This window comes from Streptococcus sp. DFI.7.26 (assembly GCF_022240605.1).
Classification (GTDB): domain Bacteria; phylum Bacillota; class Bacilli; order Lactobacillales; family Streptococcaceae; genus Streptococcus; species Streptococcus xiaochunlingii.
The window spans coordinates 96,782-117,771 of the sequence record NZ_JAKOGN010000001.1 but is presented as its reverse complement, the minus strand read 5'-3'; the positions used below and the strand labels follow the sequence as shown (position 1 = coordinate 117,771).

Here is a 20,990-nt window from a genome sequence, read left to right as displayed (position 1 = left end):
TTTCAAATGAACTCTTTCCAACTTTGATTCATTAGTATAACTCCTTATTTATTACTTTTTAAATTTGCAATAATAAAAAGGACTGAAAAGTCTCTTCTTTCATTTGAAGCACCTCACAAAAACAGTGTTACAATAGGCTTTCTAAAAATTTTCACGCACAAAAAATCCCCTTTTATTTTGGGATTATTTCCTTGATTTTTAAAATAAAAATATGTATAATGAATTTAGTATCTAGGATATTTCAGTATCATTAAAATGATTCATTCATTTAACTGATTCAACGATTCAATCCAATTATAAATTGTTTATAATCCACTCAGTACTTTTAAATCTACTCCTACTATTTCCAAGAAGATTTTGTACAGTCGATCACTTGTATCAAAACTGCCTCTTCTTCTTAGGGGAGGCAGAGTTAAAAATGAAGAATTTTCTGAAATAACCAAGATACGAAAGAGGTAAGGAATTTCTTCCCTACCTCTCTTTTTTTATCGTTTATGGGCAATCCAGCGCAAGATTCGTGATAAAATCAACCATAAGACGAAGCTAGCGATCGAAATATAAATCCAGGCATTGGGATCGTTTGTAAAGGGCAATGGAACGTTCATTCCAAAGAAACCAGTAACAACTGCTAAGACCGCCAAGAGGGCTTCTAAGATGGTCAAGGTGGTCAAATTATCATTCAGATTGTTATTCAGAATATTATTGTAAGAGCTAGACAATTGCTGCAAGACCTGAGAGTTCAACTCCGTCATATATACCAACTGTCTGGCCTCAATCATGGCATCATCAAATTGTTCTTTTTCCACATCATCAAATTGGCGGTAGATTAGGTGAGCCTTGATATGTTCCAGAAGCATGCGATTTTGCTTGGCAGCGGATGCTAGATAGACCATACCAGTTTCCACGTCAGAAAGAGCATAAAGGTTCTTACTAGTTGTCGTTTTTCGTAAGAGACGAGTAATCTCATCCTTGTGCTTATCTAGACGCTCAATAATCGGATAATAAGCATTACTAATCATCTCAAGCCCCGCAAACAAGAGTTTAAAGGTGGATAAACTTTCATGAGCATCAACATAGCGTTCCATTTGTGCAATAATATAGGCGTTGTCTCGGTTACTAATAGTTACAAGACGTGGCCCTTGGACAATGAAAGTCATCGGAATGGTTTCGTAATATTCCTTTTCCTTTTCCATATCCAATACATTATAGATAAAAGTCACAGTTCCATTTTCACGGTTATAATCCATATGGGCACGTTCATTTTTATCCAATGCATATTCAATGGTTTCTTGATCAATACCATACTTTTGGTACAACTGGGAGGTTTCCGCAATCAAGTCAGAATCAATATTAATCCAACTCCGACCATCTCCTAACTTTTTTTCAACGAACATTTCGTTTCCTCTTTACCTTATCTACCAGTACTCCTACCGATCACCCGAAATCGCTAGATGAGTCCTGTCCTCATTCACTGATCAACGCAATACAGCTGCTGCCAAGGCCTGCTGGATCTCGATAACACTATTATCACTCTTAAATTGAAGTGTTTCTGATGGTTCTACAGCTGATGAAACCCAAATTTTTAATTCAGCATCCAAATCAAAATGACCAGATGTTTCTACTGAAAAACGCGAAATAGAACGATATGGAAGAGATTTATAAGATGTTTTCTTCCCTGTCATTCCTTGCTTGTCCACCAAAATCAGACGGTACTCCGTAAAGACAATCAAATCACGAATCAAACTAAAAGCCAGAGTTACTTGCTCACCTGGAACCAGGATATCCCCTAAATCTTTTTCAACCTTATCGACGTCTTTTTGAGATGCATTGCCCATCAAACCTGCAAAAATACCCATGATTTTTTCCTCCACAACTTGTGCATTTTCTATCTTAATAACTATACCATATTTTTTACGAGTTAAAAAGTTGCGTGAACGTTTTTTTGATAGTATAATGAGAGAGTCACAAGAGGAGCAATTGCTGAGATTGGCTAGCTTGGATACCAGAGGTGTTCGTTGCTGGCCTAAACTCTTACCACCTGATCAGGTTAGGACCTGCGTAGGGATGTGTCTCAAAACAGAATGAAATAGAAAACTTCTATGACAACGTTTTGATGTGGCAACAAATGAGCCAATCAAAACGATTGGTATAGGAGGTTTTTTTATGTCGAAAACTACGATTCGACCAATGATTGAGGTTGCTCTTTTAGCGACCATTGCTTATATTTTGGATTTGGTTACTCAACCCATGTCCTTAGGTCCTTGGATTTCTCTATCTTTTAAGATGGTTCCCATCTTTCTCCTCAGTTTCCGCTGGGGCGTTAAGGCTGGTGCCATGGGTGGATTCATCTGGGGTTTGCTGCAAGTCGTAACTGGGGAAGCAGCTGGTGGTTGGTTGACTCCAATCCAAGGTTTCTTAGAGTACTTTGTAGCCTTTAGCTTGATTGGACTGAGTGGAATTGTCAAACCTACGCTTGACAAGGCTATCAGAGATAAGAAACGAGTTCAGACACTGACTTATATTACTGTTGGAGTCGTCTTAGGAGGGTTCGCACGTTACACAATTCACTACATTGCAGGGGTTATCTTCTGGGGAAGCTACGCACCGGCAGGCCAAAGTGCCTACCTCTACTCTCTAATTGTAAATAGCTCCTCCTTCTTAGGCGAGACTATTGCCAGTTTGATTGTCTTCTTTATACTACAAGAATTTTTGGGAAGACTCCTTATTACAGAACAATAAAAAGCCAGCTCGCTTGAGCTGGTTTTTTCGATTTATATATTCTATTCAGCAAAGTGAACCAAGAGACTAGTTAGCTAGCCCACAAAATAGTGGCTAGTGTCCAACAATTAGGGACTTTAGTTCCAATTGTTGGTGCTGAGTTACATCTTTTCCTCTAGTTCAACATCTGGATACTTGTCCGCAAACCAACGGAGGGCAAAGTCGTTTTCAAAGAGGAAGACAGGTTGGTCAAAGCGGTCCTTCGCCAAGATGTTTCGGCTTGAAGACATGCGCTCATCTAAGTCCTCTGGTTTGATCCAGCGAACGGTCTTTTTACCCATTGGGCTCATGACCACTTCGGCATTGTATTCATTTTCCATGCGGTGTTTAAAGACTTCAAACTGGAGTTGCCCAACCGCACCTAACATGTATTCACCCGTTTGGTAGTTGGTATAAAGCTGAATAGCTCCTTCTTGCACCAATTGCTCGATTCCCTTATGGAAGGACTTTTGCTTCATGACATTCTTCGCAGATACCTTCATGAAGATTTCAGGTGTAAAGGTTGGCAGTGGTTCAAATTCAAACTTATTTTTGCCCACTGTCAAAGTATCTCCAACCTGATAAGTACCGGTATCGTAAACCCCGATGATGTCTCCTGCTACAGCATTGGTGACATTTTCACGGCTTTCGGCCATAAATTGAGTCACGTTAGATAACTTAGCGCCCTTACCAGTACGAGGGAGGTTGACGCTCATCCCACGCTCAAATTCGCCAGATACGATCCGAACAAAAGCGATCCGGTCACGGTGACGAGGATCCATGTTGGCCTGGATTTTAAAGACAAATCCTGAGAAATCCTTGTCATAAGGGTCGACAATCTCTCCATCAGTCTTCTTGTGGCCATGTGGTTCTGGAGCAAACTTCAAGAAGGTTTCCAAGAAAGTCTGTACTCCGAAGTTGGTCAAAGCTGAACCAAAGAAGACAGGAGTCAATTCACCCGCAAGGATGGCTTCTTCTGAGAATTCATTTCCTGCTTCTTGCAAGAGTTCGATGTCATCTTTCACTTGCTCATAGAATGGATTGTTAGCAAAAAGCTTGTCGCCGTCTTCTAGACTGGCAAAGCGTTCGTCTCCTTTATAGAGTTCCAAACGTTGGTTATAAAGGTCATAGAGTCCCTCAAAGGCTTTCCCCATCCCAATCGGCCAGTTCATCGGGTAACTTGCGATGCCCAAGACCTCTTCCAATTCTTGCAAGAGATCCAGTGGCTCGCGACCGTCACGGTCTAGCTTGTTCATAAAGGTAAAGACTGGAATGCCACGGTGTTTGACAACCTCAAACAATTTCTTGGTTTGGGCCTCGATACCCTTGGCAGAGTCCACCACCATGACGGCAGCATCCACTGCCATCAAGGTACGGTAAGTATCTTCTGAGAAGTCCTCGTGCCCTGGGGTATCAAGGATATTAACGCGTTTTCCATCGTAGTCAAACTGCATGACAGATGAGGTTACCGAAATCCCACGTTGTTTCTCAATATCCATCCAGTCGGATTTAGCAAAGTTTCCTGTTTTCTTCCCTTTGACAGTACCGGCTTCCCGAATCTCCCCACCAAAGTAGAGCAACTGCTCTGTAATCGTCGTTTTACCAGCATCCGGGTGGGAGATGATGGCAAAGGTACGGCGTTTTTTAATTTCTTCTTGTACGTTCATGTTCCTATTTCTTTCTCTTCTTATTTTCTGACAAGTTTACAAATTCATCTCTACATCGGATTTCTCCTCAATTTCTCTATCTGTCCTATTATAGCGAAAATAGGCACTTTTTTCAACGATGATTCTTCTTTGAAATCAAAAAGGAAGACTAAAATCATACGATTCTAGTCTTCTTCAATTATATTGAATTACTTACTTTAACCCGCTCTCTTCTGCGACTGAAAAATACATTAAAGAGAAGCAAGGCTGCTGCTAGGATGCTGGAAACCACGACATAATTCACCAGGAGACTATCCCCTTTGATAATCGGTGGCCGGGCCATAAGTCCATAATTTCCTCCAGTGACTTGGTTGACACCAACTAGAAACATATCAAGGAAGAAGGTATAAAGAACAATTTCTCGATTTTTTAAGAGGCTCGAATCATAGCATCTCAAGAGATAAATCAAGGAATTAACCAAGAGACAGTAATGCCCTAAGAGAAAAGAAAAGCTCGTAATATGAGGGAAGGTATAGGGATCAAAGACCGGATAACCCAAGGCAAAGATCGCCCCACTGACTCCCATCAAGGCAAAGAACTGCTTGCTCTTCCATCGGTCTGGCAACAACAAGACAGCAAACATGGCCAAACGGCAATGGTACAAGGGTAAACTATTGGACCAGGGAAGTTGAAAAGCAAAATACCAGATATAGAGACAGATCAATTGAAATATTTGTAAGTTTCGAAAGATTTTTCGAAATTGTTCATTTTGATAGTAACGTAATGAAGCCCAAACTGCCATTAGGATTAAAAGAACCATGACCCCATACCAAAGGAGCGGGATAACAGGTGGTGCAGTGGATTCAGTTGTGAAAAAATGATGCATACGATCTCCTTATTAAGCGGATTCAGATGTTCTTTTTCTTACTGGACTTAACGATCACATTGATCAGGATAAGGGTTCCTGTCATCAGGATGGTCACGATCAAATAGTTGAGCACAAGTCCATGATCACCAAGTACAGGAGGGCGACGCATAAAGCCATAATTTCCACCTGTTACAAGATTAGCGAGCTGAATAATAGCATTAACCCCAAAAGTCATCTGACAGATTTTCCAGGCATCCCTTGCTTCCACCTGGTAGGATTGAACCAGATAGATCAAGCAATTGGCCAAGAGGGCCCAGTGCCCAAAGACATTGTTGATCGAGGATACGTGAGGAAAAGGATAGGGATAAAAGACGGGATGAACCAAAGCCATGATAGAGCCAAAGACTCCTATCAGGGCAAAATACTGCTTGAAACTTCCCTTAGGAGCCAAGAGAATGATCCACATGGCCATCCGGCTATGATAGAAGGGTAGGCTCTCTGAAAAAGGCAAGCATGCTGCAATATACCAAGCGTTGATAATCAGCAACTGGATCAACTGCCCCCAATACCAAAAGTTTTGATAGCCTTTGGAAGAGGCAAATCGAATAGACAGAAGACCCACCACTACCAATGATGTCGGCAACAAGAAATACCAAGCCCCCAATTGAGGAGGAGCCGTTGGTTGACTGGTGAAAAATAAATCCCAAAGAGTCATGTCTTCCTTACCTCAGCTCATCTAATTTCTATTCCGAACGCGAACCGACAGTCTCTTCAACCATCTTGTATTTGTACTTATAACGTTGGTTGACCAAGAAAATTCCAGCTACCATCACAAAGCTAACCAAAAGGTAGTTTAAGAGAGCACCGTGGTCCCCAATGATTGGTGGACGTCGTAAGAAGCCATAATCCCCTTTCGTCAAAAGGTTGACCACAAAAATCAAGGCATTCATGCCAAAAGTAATCTTGAAAATTCTCAAGCTGTCTTGTTTTTCAGATTGATAATGATCCTGTAGGTAAATCAAACTATTGGCAAGCAAGGCCCAGTGGCTAAAAATTAGATTCAACACTGTGATATGAGGGAATGGGAAGGGATCAAAGGCTGGATACACCAAGGCCGCAATCGATCCTAAAACTCCCAAGAGAGCAAAATATTGCTTGATATAGGTCCCTTTAGGGGCAAAGAGAATCACCAACATGGCCAAGCGGCAATGATAAAAAGGCAAATTATCCGTCAAAGGCATGTGGGCGAGAATATACCAAGCATTGATGGTCAGGACTTGGATCAACTGTGCCCAATACCAAAAGCGTTGGTAGCTTTTGGACTGCGCATATCTGATGGAAAAGTAACCAACCACCAACAAAGAGGCCGGCAGAATGAAATACCAGAGACCAAACCCAGGCGGGGCTGATTTTTGGTTTGTAAACAATAAATCCCAAAGTGTCATTTTCACATTCCTTTAATTTATAGATCATTTTTAATCACAATACAAATCTCGTTTCCCATCATAGACCTCCCAAAGGAAGTTCAATTGTTCTTCTGTATTGCGCTTGGTAGAAAGAGCAGGCATCTTCTCTCTCTCAAAAAATGCAAGATCGGAAATTTCCTGATTCTGTTGAAAACTTCCATCCAGCAATTCACATTCAAATACCAATTTCACATATTGGCAGCTTTGCAATTGGTAGCGATTGGTATCAAATACTGCCAACAACCGATTGACACGTGCTACATAGCCCGTTTCTTCTTGGATTTCCTTTAAAATATTTTCTTTTGGAGAATAGCCAACCTCACCAAAACCACCCGGCAAAGCCCAGGTCTCTTCTCCCTGACCTTTCACCAGACAAAGTTTTCCATCTTTGACAATCCATGCCCTAACATCAATCAAGGGAGTGTCGTAATGGTCTGTCGGTCGAAACAAATCCGATAATTCTTGTGGATTCAAATCAGTCGCTTCTCTGACAAGATCCTGTAAAATGGCACGAATATCCTGATAGCGCTCTTGATCAAATGGATCTTTTGAGAACGCTAAGCCTGTATTGGTGATTGAAATCAAGCGCTGAATGTTCTTTAGTACATTATTACTCGCCATTCTCCAACTCCTCTACCAATTTGGCTAGATTCATGGAATTGCTTCCCTTGATGAGGATTTGGTCCTGCTCTTTTAAGCTTTCCTTGACTTGTTTGAGCAGGTCCTCAAATTGATCTTCCTCAGCGGTCTTTTTGAAATAATAGACATGTCCGAGTGGGAACATCTGACTCGCTAATTGAGCCAGTCCCGCAATGTCTTGGCCATAGAAAATAACGGTATCCAAGACATCCGGTGACAGGCTGAGAATCATTTGGTTGTGCAGATCAATGGATTGCTCCCCGAGTTCTTTCATATCTGCCAAGACCGCAAGCTTGCGACCATTTGGATTGGTAGGAATAGTCGAGAAGGTTTCTAAAATCAGGCGCATGGCCGTTGGATTGGCATTGTAGACATCGGATAGGATATCCGCTCCGTTACTTGCCTTCTTCCATTCTGTGCGGTTCTTAGTCAGCTCTAAGCCTTTAAAGCTTGCACGGATGGCCTCTTCACTGACTCCTTCTTGCAAGGCAACATAGGCCGCAATCATGGCATTGGTCGCATTGTATTTACCTGTGACAGGTAAGTCAATAGCATCTGATAAGAAGTTCGCTTCAAAAGTCAGGCTATCCTTGCGTTCCTCCAACTTGGTAATGCTGATGTTTGCTCCTTCACCAAAGCGCACAAGCTCTTGTTGGCTCGGTAAAAAATCCTCGACAATGGGATCGGCCGGCACTAGAAGCAAGCCACCAGCTGGCATCCCGTCCGCAATTTGCAATTTCCCTTTGGCAATTTCTTTGCGGTCTTTGAAAAACTCAAGATGAGCTTCCCCAATAAGGGTCACGATCGCTGCCTTAGGATGCGCAATTTCTGAGAGAAGATGGATATCTCCCAGATGGTCCTGCCCCATTTCAAGGACAAGCTTTTCTGTTCCTCCTGGCATATGGAGAACCGTATAAGGAAGGCCAATCTCGTTATTGTAGTTCCCTTGTGTTTTATAGGTTTTGTAGGTAGTCGACAGCAATTGAGCCAACATATCTTTGGTCGTTGTCTTACCGTTTGAACCGGTGACCGCCAAGACATCTACTTGACTCTTTTCCAACACATATTGGGCTAATTTTTGAAAGGCCGCTAGAACATCATCTACCAACAAATACGGGTGGCCTTCTACTTCTTTTTCAGACAAGGTCGCTACAGCCCCATTTTCAAAGGCCGTCTCGATGAAATCATGCCCATCACGCGCCCCCTTAAGAGGGACAAAAAGGTCTCCAGGCCTAATCAAACGGCTATCAAATTCAGGCTTGGTAAAGTCTACATCTTCAAATTGACTGATATCATTGCGAGCAGCCAGGACACCTGCTACTTCGTGCAAGGTTAGATTCATAGTATTCTCCTCTAAAAAGTGGGAGCAGGAAGAAAAGCGACTCCTCTATGAGTTGACTTCATCTCCCACTCCCGCTAGGAACAGATTCTTACAGTAAGTGTGCTTCGCGTTTTTCGAAAGTTGCTTTTGCCAACTCAACCAAACGCTCAATCAAATCAGGATAGGACAAGCCCATGTTGTCCCACAACAAGGGATACATAGACCATTGGGTAAAACCAGGCATGGTATTGAGCTCATTCAAGTAGATGCCCCCATCCTCTGTGTAGAAGAAATCACAACGGGAGAGACCTTTCCCACCAATGGCACGGAAGGCCAATTCGGCATTCTGACGCATGGTCGCAGCAACTTCTGCAGGAATTTCAGCTGGAATCGCCATCGTAATCTTATTATCGATGTATTTGGCTTCGTAGTCATAGAAGGCCACATCTTTGACCACCTCACCAGGGAGGGTGCTTTTGACATCGTAGTTACCCAACAATCCCACTTCGATTTCGCGCGCTACGACACCTTGCTCAACCAGAACACGGCTATCATATTTAAAAGCCAATTCCAAAGATTGACGAAGTTCTGCCTGGTTCTCTGCTTTTGAAATACCAACACTAGAGCCCATGTTAGAAGGTTTGGTAAAGACCGGATAGGTCAATTCTGTTTCGATTAAGGCAATTTTAGCCTCTAGGTCATCTCCTTCAAGGACAGCCACATAAGGAACTTGTGGAATCCCTGCAGATTCTAGGACCCGTTTGGTGGTAATCTTATCCATCGCCACACTAGAAGAAAGGATATCACATCCCACATATGGAAGTTTCAAGACTTCTAGGAAACCTTGAACCGATCCATCTTCTCCCATTGGTCCGTGAAGGACTGGAAAGACAACCGCCCCTTCTTGGTAGATACTGCTCGGAGATACTTTAGCTTCCCAATCAATGGTCTCGTTGGTCATCAAGCGTTCTGTTTCAGCAGGCTTCTCTTCATAGCTTTGGGTCTTGATGAAGTCTCCCACCTGAGTAATGAAATAGGTCTCAACAGAATACTTGTCATAATTAATCGCCCGCATGACGCTTTCAGCTGAAAGTACAGACACTTCGCGCTCTGCGCTACGGCCACCATAAAGAAGTACAATTTTTTCTTTTGCCATTGTTTGGTCCTAATCCTTTTTTTAATTTTGTGCTTCCTGATTGACTTGTCAGAAGCACTCCTCACATACGAGTTCGTCCCTCTAGTATACCACACTTTAAAAAGAAAGAAAACGAGAGAGAACACCTAAAAAACAAAAAACCGGAGGGCTTCCTCCAGTTTCTGTAACCGCTTATAACTCGGTTCGATTTTCAATAGCTCGAAGAAGCGTCACTTCGTCCGCATATTCGATATCGGCTCCGACAGCTAATCCACGTGCTAGGCGAGTCACTTTGATGCCAGCTGGTTTGAGGACGCGAGAGATATACATAGAAGTTGCTTCCCCATCCGCGGTTGCATTGGTCGCCACAATCACTTCTTGGACCTCATGATCCATTAATCGTGTGATCAAGGACTTGAGGTTAATATCATCTGGTCCGACCCCATTCATGGGCGAAATCAAGCCATGAAGGACATGGTAGCGACCGTGGTACTCCTGAATATTCTCCATGGCTGACACATCTCGACTATCTTCTACCACTAAGATGGTCGATGGATCGCGCGTCTCGTCTCGACAAATGGCACACTCTTCTTCATCTGTTAAGTTCCCACAGATGGAACAATAGCTTAACTCCCGCTTTGCTGACAAGAGATTCTTGGCAAACTCATTGACATCGTCATCACTCATTCCGATGGTATAAAAGGCCAGACGAGTTGCTGTTTTGATCCCAATACCAGGGAGCTTCGAATAACTTTCAATTAATTTTGCGATAGGTGTTGGATAGAGCATAGCTTCCTTTCTAATTCATAGGATGTTTTTGCTGGTAGAGATTGATAATCTCTCTGGTAATACTGTGACTAACAGTCGCTTGGAGATTGGTATTGTGAGGGAAGACGACTGCCACCGCAATCTGAGGATTTTCAGATGGGGCATAGGCGATGACATTGGTATTTACAGCAGGGGTCCCACCATTTACAAATGTTTCTGCAGTCCCGGTCTTCGCACTGATTGGAACGGCAGCTCCTTCTCCGATAGTTTTACCAGTTGTTAAGCCACTGGTTCCGTATACAACCTGATAAAAACCTTGTTTAATGATAGCTAGATTTTCGGGTGTCAAAGCTACTTGATTGAGTTCTTTTGTTGCAATCTCTTCTTTCAGAGGGCCCAAACCTCCCTTGGCATCATTCTCATAAATTCCTTGGACCAAGTGTGGCGCCACGCGTTTCCCATCGTTGGCAATGGTTGCAACATATTGAGCCAACTGCATAGGGGTATAGTTATCAAACTGACCAAAGGCGTCTGTTAGGTAATTACCAATCGTGAACTCTTTGGGAACATAGCCCGTTGATTCATTTGGAAGGTCAATTCCCGTCTCTGTTCCCAGACCATAAGAGGCAAAGGTCGATCGCAATTTGTTCATTGCTGGATCCAATTGGTCTGTCTTCAAACTCATGTTTGGCTGATAGGGTTGGCCCATCAAATTAAGAGCTATCTGCACCATATAGGTGTTAGAAGAATATTCCAACGCTTGGACCGCATTGATTTCTTGACTTCCAAACTGCGTGAACCAAGAAGTGATAGGAGCTGAACCAGAAAAGGAGATTGGTTGATCCAATAGGACTTGATTCCCAGAAATCACCCCATTTTCCCATCCTGCTGTCAAAGTCGCTGCTTTCACAACCGATCCTGGAACAAAGACGTTGGTCACTGTCCCTAAAGCGTCAGGAGTCAGGTCTTGCGAACCAGCTTCATGTTTCATCCCCGCCATCGCAAGGATTCTACCCGTTTTTGGATCCAAGGCAACAGCATAGACCCCTTCTGAGTAGGTGGCATTGCCAGCGGCCAATTCTGCCTGGAAGGACTTCTTCAAGATGTCTTCCACTCCTCTTTGGAAATCCAAATCAATGGAAAGCTTGATATTGTTTCCCTTGCTTCCTTTGGAGAGGGTTTCGATCTTTTCGACATTGCCATTCTTGTCCAAATGGATTTCTTTTTCAACCCGTTCTCCTTGAAGGACAGACTCATATTGTTTTTCTAGATAAGAAGTTCCGACGCGATCATTTAAGGCATAGCCTTTTTCCAAATAATCATCCACTTCTTCAGCTGGAAGACCTGCTTGCTCTGTCGACACACTACCGACGATGGAAGCCAAGGGGCTATCAACCACTTTTCGATCCCAACTCGTGATCACTTCAAATCCTGGAAATTCTTTTAAATGATCTTTAACCGTCGTTACCTGCTCATCGGACATCGGATCTGTCACAATCGTAGCACTGGCAAAGTTTTCAACGGCATTCATTTGGCTGAAGAGATAGATGGCTTTCTTTTCTTCTTCTGTATAGCCTAATTTTTCAGTCTCAATACTATCAACAGCATGCTGATAGATAGTTGCTTCTGGGAGTGGATTCCCGTCCGTGTCGATACGCTCCTCCTTGGGCAACTTATCCACTACCTCTTTATAGACTTCCGAATTTGCGAGATAAAAGTCGATCTCTTGACGCTTGGTGATTTGGGGATTCGAAACACTTACATAATTCAGAAGAAGCTGAGCTGTTTGACGCATTTCTTCTGCAGTAAACTTATTGCTTCGGGTAAAGGACAAGACCTTCTTGTCAACATTTTCTACCAGAGGCTGACCAGAAGCATCATAAATCTGCCCCCGGAGACTCCCTCTTGTTAAGTGTTTTTTGGTAGCTTTTGCCAATTTTTGTGTATAAAAGCCTTGATGAGTAATCTGCATATACCCTAGTCGAGCAATTAAAATCAAAAAGAGGGTACAGACTATACTGAATAACAAATAAAGTCGTCTAGTAATCCACCGATTATCAAATTTTCTCACCTTAGCATTCGCTTTTTTTGAACGTTTAGATTTTTGCGCCATACCTCTCCTTTCACTGTGATTCTCAGCCCCAGTCCCTAACAATCCATGGAAAAATAGGATAACTTTAAAGGAAATCTGAGGAATATTTCTATTTTAAACTCAACTTCCATTATAGCACATTTCATCCAGACACGAGTCGCTAGACCAGATAAAATAATCGTCATTCTGAACTCCTCGGCAAGCATTCTTTTATGCATATGCGGGAGGCATAGCTCTTGACTGCAAAATAGCTCTTTCCTTAAATCACAGGAGACAAGTGATAGGAGATTTTTTGGTATAATAGAAACATCGAAAAAGTTAGTAAAGGAAACGATATGAAACTGATCTCATGGAATATTGACTCACTGAATGCCGCCTTGACGAGTGACTCTGCACGCGCAAAGCTCTCACAAGACGTCCTCCTAACCTTGGTTGCAGAAGATGCGGATATCATTGCCATTCAGGAAACAAAATTATCTGCCAAAGGACCAACAAAAAAACACTTAGAGGTCTTAGCAGAACTTTTCCCTGGATATGAAAATACTTGGCGGTCCTCTATAGAACCAGCCCGCAAAGGATATGCAGGAACCATGTTCCTCTATAAAAAAGAATTGACACCAAGGGTAACCTTCCCAGAAATAGGTGCTCCTTCTACCATGGACGTCGAAGGTCGAATTATTACCCTAGAATTTGATGACTTCTTTGTGACCCAGGTCTATACTCCGAATGCTGGAGATGGGCTCAAACGCTTGGAAGAACGCCAAATTTGGGATGCCAAATATGCAGACTACTTGGCAGAACTAGACCAGCAAAAGCCTGTTCTGGCAACAGGAGACTACAACGTAGCCCACAAGGAAATCGACTTGGCCAATCCAGCCAGCAACCGTCGTTCCCCAGGCTTTACCGATGAAGAGCGTGCTGGCTTTACTAACTTGCTAGCCAAAGGGTTCACTGATACCTTCCGCCACTTGCATGGGGACCTTCCAGATCAATATACTTGGTGGGCACAACGTAGCAAGACATCTAAAATCAACAACACAGGCTGGAGAATTGACTACTGGCTCACTTCTAACCGCATTGCGAACAAGGTAACTAGATCAGCTATGATTGACTCTGGTGCCCGTCAAGACCATACACCAATTGTCATGGAGATTGATCTATAAGGAGAAAACAATGGACTATCAAGCTGTCATCCCTGAATTTGTCGTATCGAATATCGAGAACTCGCGTCACTTCTACTGCGACTTATTGGGATTCTCTGTCCAATACGAGCGTCCAGAAGAAAAATTTCTCTTCCTTTCGCTTGAAGACTGCCAACTTATGCTAGAAGAAGGCAACGCAGAAGAATTATCCCAACTGACCTATCCTTTCGGTCGCGGCATCAATATCTCCTTTGGTATCAAGGATGTCCCACAACTCCACCAAAAACTGTTGGAAGCTAACTACCCCATCCATCGTCCGCTGATACAAAGAAAATTTCGAGTCGGAGATAGCTTTATCTATCCCCAGGAATTTGCGATTTTGGATCCAGATGGTTATTTCTTAAGATTTAGCGAATAAGAAAAAGGAGGCTCTTGGCCTCTTTTTCGCTAGCTAATTATCCATTGACAGGCTTGCAAATCCACGGTCAAAAACAGTTGCCAAAGCCTATGAAATCAACATGTCAAAGAACTTTGATAGCCATTTTTTGTATAATTAGGTAGAATGAAATCAGAAAGCGAGGAAATCTTATGCAAGTCGGAAAACAAATCCAGCACTATCGTAAAGAGAAAAACTTATCTCAAGACGAATTAGCTGAAATCATCTTTGTCAGCCGTCAATCGATTTCCAACTGGGAACGAGGCGCAACCTACCCGGATATTCAAAACCTGCTTTTACTAAGCAAGGTCTTTGAAGTGTCATTGGACAAACTAGTCAAAGGAGATTTGGAAACCATGAAACAAATTATTCACGACCAAGAATTTATGCGCTATCAAAAAGATGGAGTAGTTTTTACCATTTTACTAATTGGCAGTCCTATCATCATCACTCCCCTCATTCTTTATTTGGATGGATACGGCATCGTGATTAGTTGCTTGATTCTTGCTGTCGCTTTATTCTACGCCCTACGCATTGAGAAATTCAAGAAAAAGCATAATCTTCGTACTTATCGCCAGATTGTCGCCTATGAACAAGGACGCAGTCTAAGCGACATTGAAGAAGCGGAAGAAAGGGGCAAAGCTCCCTACCAAAGTATCCTCCTTCCTCTTCTATTTTGCCTTGGAATTGGCGCTATTACTCTACTGATTTCTTGGCTCTTACTTACTTTCTTCCCTATCAAATAAAAGCGAAGTCATTAGACCTCGCTTTTTAAATGTCTTTAAAGTTATAGAGTTGCGGATAGTGATCGCACTCGGGATTTTTAGGATGGCAGATAGCCCGTCCAAAATAGATCATGGCCTGATGAGCTGGGAGCCAGCGCTCAGGGGGAAGAACATCCATGACTCGTTTTTCCACTTCTAATGGTGTTGCTGACTTCTTGACAATGTCATGATGCTTGCAGATGCGCTCCACATGGGTATCAACGGCAAAGGCAGGAATGCCAAATCCTACACTCATGACCACATTGGCTGTCTTGCGTCCCACTCCAGCTAGACTCTCTAATTCTTCACGCGTCTGTGGGACTTGGCCATCAAAGTTATCCAACAATTGTTGGGCACATTTTTTGAGAAATTTAGCCTTATTGCGATAGAGGCCTAATTCGGAAATATGCTTGGCAATGTCGGCTTCACTGGCGAACGCCATGTCCTGAGGGGTTGGGAAGGCTTCAAACAAGGCAGGAGTTGCCTTATTAACCGCGGCATCCGTTGTTTGAGCAGAGAGCATCACCGCTACTAATAATTCAAAATGGTTGCGAAAATCCAAACTTGGCTTGGCATCTGGAAAGAGGGCGATAATTTCTTCAATCACATGTCGTGCCCGTTTTTTTGATAAAACCATAACGTCTCCTTTGTATTACTAGACTTTATTATAGCATGAAGTCCGTCTATTTCTGAAGGAATCGGCTTCAGAAAAGGAAGTAGGACAGAATGAAATTTAAATGATATTCATTCTGTCCCACTTCCTATTTATATTAGAGGCGCCTTAACTCTATTGTTTGTTTTACACCAATCTCTTCAAGAAAGAAATCAATGTTTGAGCAGAGCGTTCGCCAGCCTCTACGATAAATTCATCAAAAGAGATATTGGCTGCGTGATCTGCCGTATCACTCATAGCCCGAATGACCATGAAAGGACGCCCAGCTGCATGAGCGGCTTGGGCAATAGCCGCTCCTTCCATCTCAACTGCCAATACTTCTGGGAAATGTTCCCGAATTGCTGCGACTTTTTCTTCACTCGCGATAAAGCTATCTCCTGTTGTAATCAAGCCAACATGTGTGGTTGCAGCTTCTTCTTCCAGAACTTTTTTCATCTCTGAAACAAAATAGCGGCTGGATTCAAAGTAAAGTGGTTGTCCCGCCATTTGACCATACTTATAGCCAAAGGCTGTCACATCTACATCATGATAAGCCAATTTGTCTGCAAGGACAATATCTCCAACGGCCATCCCTGGGGCAACAGCACCTGCAGAACCCGTATTGATAATGGCTTCCACTTTAAAATCATTGGCCAAGACTGCTACACTCATAGCAGACATGACCTTGCCGATACCACTTTCCACCAAGACCACTTCATGGCGACCAATCGATCCTGTATAGTAGACTTTTCCTAAGCGAAGGTGTTTTTCTCCGTTCTGCAAAGCTTCCACTAAGATTTTTAACTCTTGTGGCATGGCCGCAATGATTCCAATTTTCATAATCGTCACTCCTTTGGTAGACGCTCCCTATAGGCGCCAAATTGCAAGAATTAACAAGATGAGGAGCAGGATGACCCAAAATAAAATCTTATTTAATTTTGATTGAAAAACCTCATCCTTTTGGTTTTCAATCCGACGGCTCTTGGTCACTGTAGGTTGGACTCTGATCGGAATAGTCTCCTGAGGATAGGAGGTTCCTCGTCCACCATCTACTTCTCTTGAGGTCATCGGCCGTTCATAACCAAAGCCTCTGTTTCCTGTCGGGAGAATTTTTGTCTCTTCCTCATCAAAGAGCGGGGGACCAGAGATTGCTTCTCCCCGGTTTGCCCGCTCAATCATTTCATCGGTCAATAAAGGTTTGCCCATGGGTTTCTCCTCTATTCTTTATTTGTTTTGTAGGTGTTTCCAGTATTGAATTGCCATAATAGTTTTAGCATCGCAGATATCACCCGTTTGTATCAGCTCCTCAGCTTCTGCTAAAGTCACCTCAAAAAGCTCCAAAGTCTCATCTGCATCTTGAGGGCGAGGATTTTCCACTTTTTTCAGATTGGTCGCAAGATAGAGTTTGATCCGCTCGTTACAAAATCCAATGGCTGAATAAAAATCATACAACAACTCTAGATCCGCTGTGTAACCAATTTCTTCTTCCAATTCACGCAGAGCAGCTGCTTGAGGTTCCGCATTTTCACCCTTTTCCAACTTGCCTGCTGGAATCTCTACAGAAGTCCTCTCAATCGCCTTACGGTACTGCTTGACCAAAATGGTCTTGCCCTCATCTGTGATCGGTAATACCGCAACAGCTCCATTATGGAAGATTAAATCACGCTGCGCTTGACCTTTCCCGTCGGGCAGTTCCACTTGATCTGTGACTACTTGGAAAATCGGTCCTTGGTAAATCTCCTTGCGCTCAATAGTTTTTTCTTCAAATTGCATGAAAATCTCCTATTTATTTTTAGGATGGTGGGGAAGGCGAGTCGCGTACTCTTCCTTATTGACTTGACGGCCACGACCAATCGCAATCGCATCAGCTGGCACATCCTTGGTAATGGTGGATCCAGCACCGACTAAGGAATTGTCGCCTAATTCAACTGGTGCAATGATGGTCGAATTTGAGCCAATAAAGACATTATTTCCAATAAGGGTCTTGTATTTATTCTTCCCATCATAGTTGACGGTAATGGTTCCTGCACCAAAGTTGACGTTGCTGCCGACTTGGCAGTTACCAATATAGGTCAAATGACCAGCTTTGGTATTTTCGCCGATAGACGAACCTTTGACTTCGACAAAGTTTCCGATATGGACATCTTTGGCGAGGCTAGAACCTGGACGAATATGTGCATATGGCCCTACTGTCACACCATCGGCTATGGTGCTTTCTTCAATCATAGAATTGGTAATAACAGCACCTGCACCAATCTCACTGTCCACGACATAAGTTCCATTAGTTAAGACTGTTTCAGCCCCAATTTTTGTTTGTCCTTTTAGGATGACATTGGCTTCAATTTGTACCTCTGGTGCGATTTCGACATCGATATCGATATAGGTCGCATCAGGGTTAACAAAGCTCACTCCATTAACCATGTGGGCTTGGTTAATGCGACGACGCATGATGCCTTCTGCTGTTGCAAGGGCCACGCGGTCGTTAACCCCGAGGCTTTCATCAAAGTCTTTGAGCGTATAAGCTCCGACTTTTTCACCAGCTTCTCGGAAAATTCCGATGACATCCGTGATATAGTATTCTCCTTGGGCATTGTTAGTATTGATATTCTTTAAAGCTTCAAAGAGACGCGCATTGTCAAAGACATAAGTCCCTGTATTGATTTCCTTGATTTGTTGCTCGTATTCTGTCGCATCTTTTTGCTCGACGATTCGAAGCACTTCCGCATTATCATTACGGACAATCCGACCATAGCCAAATGGATTAGCCGCTTCGGCTGTCAAAATCGTTGCCACATTCTTGTGGTTGATATGAAAGTCAATCAAGTGTTTAAGGCTTTCACCCGTAATCAAAGGAGTATCTCCTGCAATGACAAGAGTATGACCTTCAAGACCTTCCAAAACTGGCTCCGCCATCATAACCGCATGACCAGTTCCTAACTGCTCCGTTTGCTGAACAAAGTCTGTTTGTCCCGCTAATACTTGTTCTACCAATTCCGCCTTGTGGCCCACAACCGTCACAGTCTTTTCAGGTGAGATGGCTCCAACACTACGGAAAACATGTTCCAACATGGAAATCCCTGCAACCTTGTGAAGAACTTTAGGCAAATCTGATTTCATACGGGTACCTTTTCCCGCTGCTAAAATAATGGCATAATTTGGCATAACATTTCTCTTTTCTGTACAATATCGCTTACATTATACCATTTTTTGGCCGATTTGAAAAATTGACGTAGATCAAAAAACTCTCCTATAAGGAGAGTCAGATTAAGATCATATCTTCGCTGAGACTTTCCTTAGGTGAGTACGGACATCAGCGAACTTCTTCGAAGTTCCATGATTTAGTTTTGAACCTAAAGTTTCAAAACTCCCGAGCGCTTGAAACTTTAGGTTTCAAGCGCCTTTCTCACAGCGGAAAGTCTCAAAAAATATTTTAATAGTTCTAAGAACTGGGCAGTATTTTTAGCTTGTCACAATCACTAGGCCTATTTTGTATAAAAACAGTTATTCTTTTTTCTGATTTTCTAAATGGAGAGCGTATCTATAATGGATAAACCTTGCGAAATTCTTCTAAAACCACTTTGCTGTCAGGCGTAAAATCCAGACCTGCTTCCTCCAGCCACTCCGTGAAAAACTCCTCATGAACCTGACGCCAATAGGCTAAGGATTTGTCCCCCTCACCTTCCTTGTAGGCATGGTCGGCTGACACATTATGAAAAGGTTGAACAGAAACTTTTGTAACTTCGACAATGCAGACAGCCTGATCTTGACTGTCTAAAATGACATCAAAGGTTCCTTCTTGGGGAAGGGGTTCGTCCTCTACTGCGTAAAGATCGTAAGCTGAGGCAGTTGCTGTTTTTTCGCCTTTATAGACCAGTTCCGCTAAAAGGTCTGGTTCCACTCCAAAAGCCCAGGCATCTATCTCATCTCCGATAGAGGGGTTAATTTGCTTGTAGGCATTCCACATTTCTTGCGGTGTCATGGGTTCTCCTTTGTAATTTTTTACTTTCTTCTTTTATATGTTTAAGATGGTCTGGATGGTCAATTTCTAAATCAAAAATCTCTGGAATAGAGCTGTAATGGAGAATACATTCGATACCCATCTGATTCATTTTTTGTATGAAAGAAGTATTCAGATAGCCTGCTACAGCAAAATCAATCTTGTTCTTCCTTGCTTTATCCTGCATCTGTCTCAACATATCTAACATAATTGGACTTTCCATATCATGCCATTGACTGTTTCTCACAGTCGCAAAAATAAAAGAAGTTAAATCATTCATTCCAACTACAATCTTTGAAATACCAGTTTCCAGTATCCTGTCCAAGTCGAAATAAGCTGATGGTAATTCAATCATCGTGCCGACTTTCCCGGTAAAACCATACTGACGCAATACTGTAATAGCTTGTTTTAATTGTTCGGCATCATTGACAAAAGGAAAAATAATAGACAGATTGGGATTGGTTTGAAAAACTTCTGTAACAACATTTGTCTCAGCCTGAAATTCATCTGGACACGCCAACAAACGCCTGATACCTCTGTATCCAAATAAGGGGTGACGTTCGTCAAAATACTCTTTAGTCCCGTCTAGAATATTTGCTTCTGCATTTGTTAACTCTGAAAAGCGATACCAGACTTCTTCATCTGAGTACAAATGACAGATAGTGTCTAGATAATCTTTCACAAATTGCTGACAATTTGGTAATAGTATGTTTTGGTTTAGTTCTCTCAACAAGTATTCCCCACGAATCAAGCCGACGTGGTGCAATAAATGGGGATAAACTTTTTCAACAATTTTTTCGCCACTAAGAGCTAGTTGATTTTGCATGTTTTACCTTCCAATTCTTATAGCTTGTCATGTCCAATTCTGGAAATCCTTGTAACTCTGCCTTCACCTTCAATACTATGGGTGAGGCATGTTCTTGGGTCATCTGCTCAATAGGGACCCAAACTGCATTCGCTGAATCATTGCTTCCATCAAGAACTTCATGAGGAAGTGATTTTTGAGAGCCTTCGAAATCGAGTACGATATCATAAAAGGCCATGATATGGTGTACTGCGAAGTCTTGCCCTTCTTCTTGAACCAGCACATCATACATCCTCGGATTGGAATAACGGCTAAGCGTATATCCTGTCTCTTCAAGAACTTCTCTCTTGAGGGTTTCTGTCAACCCCTCACCGAGTTCCTGACTACCACCCGGTAGATCAAAGCGATGCTGATAAGGTCCTCTCGTTTTTTCAATGCAAAGCAATTTCCCGTTTTGAAGACAGACCCCGTATACACCAAAGTGATTTTTGATTTCCATATT

General features: G+C 42.7%; 22 protein-coding genes, 1 pseudogene and 1 riboswitch. Of the genes and pseudogenes, 4 read left to right on the top strand and 19 right to left on the bottom strand.

Annotated elements, in window-relative coordinates; all coding sequences use genetic code 11:
- Positions 1–485: 485 nt before the first annotated feature.
- Together L0M85_RS00660 and L0M85_RS00655 are read right to left on the bottom strand one after the other, a co-directional pair.
- Positions 486–1,394, bottom strand: a complete 909-nt coding sequence (locus tag L0M85_RS00660; protein ID WP_125335336.1) for a magnesium transporter CorA family protein — start codon at positions 1,392–1,394, stop codon at positions 486–488.
- Between the two features lie 81 nt (positions 1,395–1,475).
- Complete coding sequence (locus L0M85_RS00655; RefSeq protein ID WP_006596927.1) at positions 1,476–1,856, bottom strand: PH domain-containing protein; 381 nt, start codon at positions 1,854–1,856, stop codon at positions 1,476–1,478.
- 101 nt (positions 1,857–1,957) lie between these two features.
- Positions 1,958–2,082, top strand: a riboswitch (TPP riboswitch).
- 81 nt (positions 2,083–2,163) lie between these two features.
- Between L0M85_RS00655 and thiT the strand changes: the two genes are divergently transcribed.
- Positions 2,164–2,739, top strand: a complete 576-nt coding sequence (thiT, locus tag L0M85_RS00650; protein ID WP_223356180.1) for an energy-coupled thiamine transporter ThiT — start codon at positions 2,164–2,166, stop codon at positions 2,737–2,739.
- Between the two features lie 140 nt (positions 2,740–2,879).
- Here thiT and L0M85_RS00645 read toward each other — a convergent pair whose 3' ends face one another.
- The 9 genes from L0M85_RS00645 to pbp2b all read right to left on the bottom strand — a co-directional run bounded on the left by L0M85_RS00645 (position 2,880) and on the right by pbp2b (position 12,713).
- Positions 2,880–4,424: a peptide chain release factor 3 gene (locus L0M85_RS00645; RefSeq protein ID WP_238656100.1), complete on the bottom strand. Its 1,545-nt coding sequence runs from the start codon at positions 4,422–4,424 to the stop codon at positions 2,880–2,882.
- A gap of 178 nt (positions 4,425–4,602) precedes the next feature.
- Entirely contained in the window at positions 4,603–5,289 is a 687-nt protein-coding gene (locus tag L0M85_RS00640; protein WP_048789693.1) for a TIGR02206 family membrane protein, read from the bottom strand.
- A gap of 22 nt (positions 5,290–5,311) precedes the next feature.
- On the bottom strand, positions 5,312–5,986 hold the full coding sequence (locus tag L0M85_RS00635) for a YwaF family protein (protein WP_048789694.1): 675 nt from the start codon (positions 5,984–5,986) through the stop codon (positions 5,312–5,314).
- A gap of 28 nt (positions 5,987–6,014) precedes the next feature.
- Entirely contained in the window at positions 6,015–6,716 is a 702-nt protein-coding gene (locus tag L0M85_RS00630) for a YwaF family protein (RefSeq protein WP_140813846.1), read from the bottom strand.
- Between the two features lie 30 nt (positions 6,717–6,746).
- The gene (locus L0M85_RS00625; protein WP_238656098.1) at positions 6,747–7,358 is read right to left on the bottom strand and encodes an NUDIX hydrolase; all 612 of its coding nucleotides are present in this window, start codon (positions 7,356–7,358) and stop codon (positions 6,747–6,749) included.
- Positions 7,348–8,718, bottom strand: a complete 1,371-nt coding sequence (gene murF / locus L0M85_RS00620) for a UDP-N-acetylmuramoyl-tripeptide--D-alanyl-D-alanine ligase (RefSeq protein WP_238656096.1) — start codon at positions 8,716–8,718, stop codon at positions 7,348–7,350. Before murF ends, L0M85_RS00625 begins: the two co-directional genes overlap by 11 nt.
- Positions 8,719–8,806: 88 nt before the next feature.
- Entirely contained in the window at positions 8,807–9,853 is a 1,047-nt protein-coding gene (locus L0M85_RS00615; protein ID WP_238656094.1) for a D-alanine--D-alanine ligase, read from the bottom strand.
- A 171-nt stretch (positions 9,854–10,024) separates the two neighbouring features.
- The gene (recR, locus tag L0M85_RS00610; RefSeq protein WP_006596694.1) at positions 10,025–10,621 is read right to left on the bottom strand and encodes a recombination mediator RecR; all 597 of its coding nucleotides are present in this window, start codon (positions 10,619–10,621) and stop codon (positions 10,025–10,027) included.
- Between the two features lie 10 nt (positions 10,622–10,631).
- Positions 10,632–12,713: a penicillin-binding protein PBP2B gene (gene pbp2b / locus L0M85_RS00605; RefSeq protein WP_238656092.1), complete on the bottom strand. Its 2,082-nt coding sequence runs from the start codon at positions 12,711–12,713 to the stop codon at positions 10,632–10,634.
- A gap of 314 nt (positions 12,714–13,027) precedes the next feature.
- Here pbp2b and L0M85_RS00600 point away from each other — a divergent pair, with 314 nt between their 5' ends.
- From L0M85_RS00600 to L0M85_RS00590, 3 genes are all read left to right on the top strand, one after another.
- Positions 13,028–13,855 (top strand): exodeoxyribonuclease III, encoded by an 828-nt coding sequence (locus tag L0M85_RS00600; protein WP_238656090.1) that lies wholly within the window; start codon positions 13,028–13,030, stop codon positions 13,853–13,855.
- Between the two features lie 10 nt (positions 13,856–13,865).
- A complete protein-coding gene (locus L0M85_RS00595) occupies positions 13,866–14,252 on the top strand; it encodes a VOC family protein (RefSeq protein ID WP_238656088.1) in 387 nt (128 codons plus the stop codon).
- A 170-nt stretch (positions 14,253–14,422) separates the two neighbouring features.
- Positions 14,423–15,016 (top strand): helix-turn-helix transcriptional regulator, encoded by a 594-nt coding sequence (locus L0M85_RS00590; RefSeq protein WP_238656086.1) that lies wholly within the window; start codon positions 14,423–14,425, stop codon positions 15,014–15,016.
- A 25-nt stretch (positions 15,017–15,041) separates the two neighbouring features.
- Here the strand turns inward: L0M85_RS00590 and nth are convergent, their stop codons facing one another.
- The 8 genes and pseudogenes from nth to L0M85_RS00550 all read right to left on the bottom strand — a co-directional run bounded on the left by nth (position 15,042) and on the right by L0M85_RS00550 (position 20,987).
- A complete protein-coding gene (gene nth, locus L0M85_RS00585; protein WP_238656084.1) occupies positions 15,042–15,671 on the bottom strand; it encodes an endonuclease III in 630 nt (209 codons plus the stop codon).
- A 162-nt stretch (positions 15,672–15,833) separates the two neighbouring features.
- Positions 15,834–16,526 (bottom strand): 5'-methylthioadenosine/adenosylhomocysteine nucleosidase, encoded by a 693-nt coding sequence (locus L0M85_RS00580; RefSeq protein ID WP_125329647.1) that lies wholly within the window; start codon positions 16,524–16,526, stop codon positions 15,834–15,836.
- A 27-nt stretch (positions 16,527–16,553) separates the two neighbouring features.
- On the bottom strand, positions 16,554–16,892 hold the full coding sequence (gene macP, locus L0M85_RS00575; protein WP_238656082.1) for a cell wall synthase accessory phosphoprotein MacP: 339 nt from the start codon (positions 16,890–16,892) through the stop codon (positions 16,554–16,556).
- Positions 16,867–17,459, bottom strand: a pseudogene (locus tag L0M85_RS00570) (NUDIX hydrolase). Before L0M85_RS00570 ends, macP begins: the two are co-directional and overlap by 26 nt.
- A 9-nt stretch (positions 17,460–17,468) precedes the next feature.
- Positions 17,469–18,848 (bottom strand): bifunctional UDP-N-acetylglucosamine diphosphorylase/glucosamine-1-phosphate N-acetyltransferase GlmU, encoded by a 1,380-nt coding sequence (gene glmU / locus L0M85_RS00565; RefSeq protein WP_238656078.1) that lies wholly within the window; start codon positions 18,846–18,848, stop codon positions 17,469–17,471.
- Between the two features lie 376 nt (positions 18,849–19,224).
- Positions 19,225–19,665 carry an ASCH domain-containing protein gene (locus L0M85_RS00560; RefSeq protein ID WP_125329651.1) on the bottom strand — a complete coding sequence of 147 codons (441 nt, stop codon included), beginning with the start codon at positions 19,663–19,665 and terminating at the stop codon, positions 19,225–19,227.
- Complete coding sequence (locus tag L0M85_RS00555; protein ID WP_238656076.1) at positions 19,625–20,509, bottom strand: putative PEP-binding protein; 885 nt, start codon at positions 20,507–20,509, stop codon at positions 19,625–19,627. Before L0M85_RS00555 ends, L0M85_RS00560 begins: the two co-directional genes overlap by 41 nt.
- The gene (locus tag L0M85_RS00550) at positions 20,487–20,987 is read right to left on the bottom strand and encodes an NUDIX hydrolase (RefSeq protein WP_238656074.1); all 501 of its coding nucleotides are present in this window, start codon (positions 20,985–20,987) and stop codon (positions 20,487–20,489) included. Before L0M85_RS00550 ends, L0M85_RS00555 begins: the two co-directional genes overlap by 23 nt.
- Positions 20,988–20,990: the final 3 nt, after the last annotated feature.

Coding starts and splice junctions, on each gene's coding strand:
- L0M85_RS00660 (WP_125335336.1), bottom strand. CDS start 1,394: ATGTTCGTTGAAAAAAAGTTAGGAGATGGTCGGAGTTGGATTAATATT.
- L0M85_RS00655 (WP_006596927.1), bottom strand. CDS start 1,856: ATGGGTATTTTTGCAGGTTTGATGGGCAATGCATCTCAAAAAGACGTC.
- thiT (WP_223356180.1), top strand. CDS start 2,164: ATGTCGAAAACTACGATTCGACCAATGATTGAGGTTGCTCTTTTAGCG.
- L0M85_RS00645 (WP_238656100.1), bottom strand. CDS start 4,424: ATGAACGTACAAGAAGAAATTAAAAAACGCCGTACCTTTGCCATCATC.
- L0M85_RS00640 (WP_048789693.1), bottom strand. CDS start 5,289: ATGCATCATTTTTTCACAACTGAATCCACTGCACCACCTGTTATCCCG.
- L0M85_RS00635 (WP_048789694.1), bottom strand. CDS start 5,986: ATGACTCTTTGGGATTTATTTTTCACCAGTCAACCAACGGCTCCTCCT.
- L0M85_RS00630 (WP_140813846.1), bottom strand. CDS start 6,716: ATGACACTTTGGGATTTATTGTTTACAAACCAAAAATCAGCCCCGCCT.
- L0M85_RS00625 (WP_238656098.1), bottom strand. CDS start 7,358: ATGGCGAGTAATAATGTACTAAAGAACATTCAGCGCTTGATTTCAATC.
- murF (WP_238656096.1), bottom strand. CDS start 8,718: ATGAATCTAACCTTGCACGAAGTAGCAGGTGTCCTGGCTGCTCGCAAT.
- L0M85_RS00615 (WP_238656094.1), bottom strand. CDS start 9,853: ATGGCAAAAGAAAAAATTGTACTTCTTTATGGTGGCCGTAGCGCAGAG.
- recR (WP_006596694.1), bottom strand. CDS start 10,621: ATGCTCTATCCAACACCTATCGCAAAATTAATTGAAAGTTATTCGAAG.
- pbp2b (WP_238656092.1), bottom strand. CDS start 12,713: ATGGCGCAAAAATCTAAACGTTCAAAAAAAGCGAATGCTAAGGTGAGA.
- L0M85_RS00600 (WP_238656090.1), top strand. CDS start 13,028: ATGAAACTGATCTCATGGAATATTGACTCACTGAATGCCGCCTTGACG.
- L0M85_RS00595 (WP_238656088.1), top strand. CDS start 13,866: ATGGACTATCAAGCTGTCATCCCTGAATTTGTCGTATCGAATATCGAG.
- L0M85_RS00590 (WP_238656086.1), top strand. CDS start 14,423: ATGCAAGTCGGAAAACAAATCCAGCACTATCGTAAAGAGAAAAACTTA.
- nth (WP_238656084.1), bottom strand. CDS start 15,671: ATGGTTTTATCAAAAAAACGGGCACGACATGTGATTGAAGAAATTATC.
- L0M85_RS00580 (WP_125329647.1), bottom strand. CDS start 16,526: ATGAAAATTGGAATCATTGCGGCCATGCCACAAGAGTTAAAAATCTTA.
- macP (WP_238656082.1), bottom strand. CDS start 16,892: ATGGGCAAACCTTTATTGACCGATGAAATGATTGAGCGGGCAAACCGG.
- glmU (WP_238656078.1), bottom strand. CDS start 18,848: ATGCCAAATTATGCCATTATTTTAGCAGCGGGAAAAGGTACCCGTATG.
- L0M85_RS00560 (WP_125329651.1), bottom strand. CDS start 19,665: ATGACACCGCAAGAAATGTGGAATGCCTACAAGCAAATTAACCCCTCT.
- L0M85_RS00555 (WP_238656076.1), bottom strand. CDS start 20,509: ATGCAAAATCAACTAGCTCTTAGTGGCGAAAAAATTGTTGAAAAAGTT.
- L0M85_RS00550 (WP_238656074.1), bottom strand. CDS start 20,987: ATGGAAATCAAAAATCACTTTGGTGTATACGGGGTCTGTCTTCAAAAC.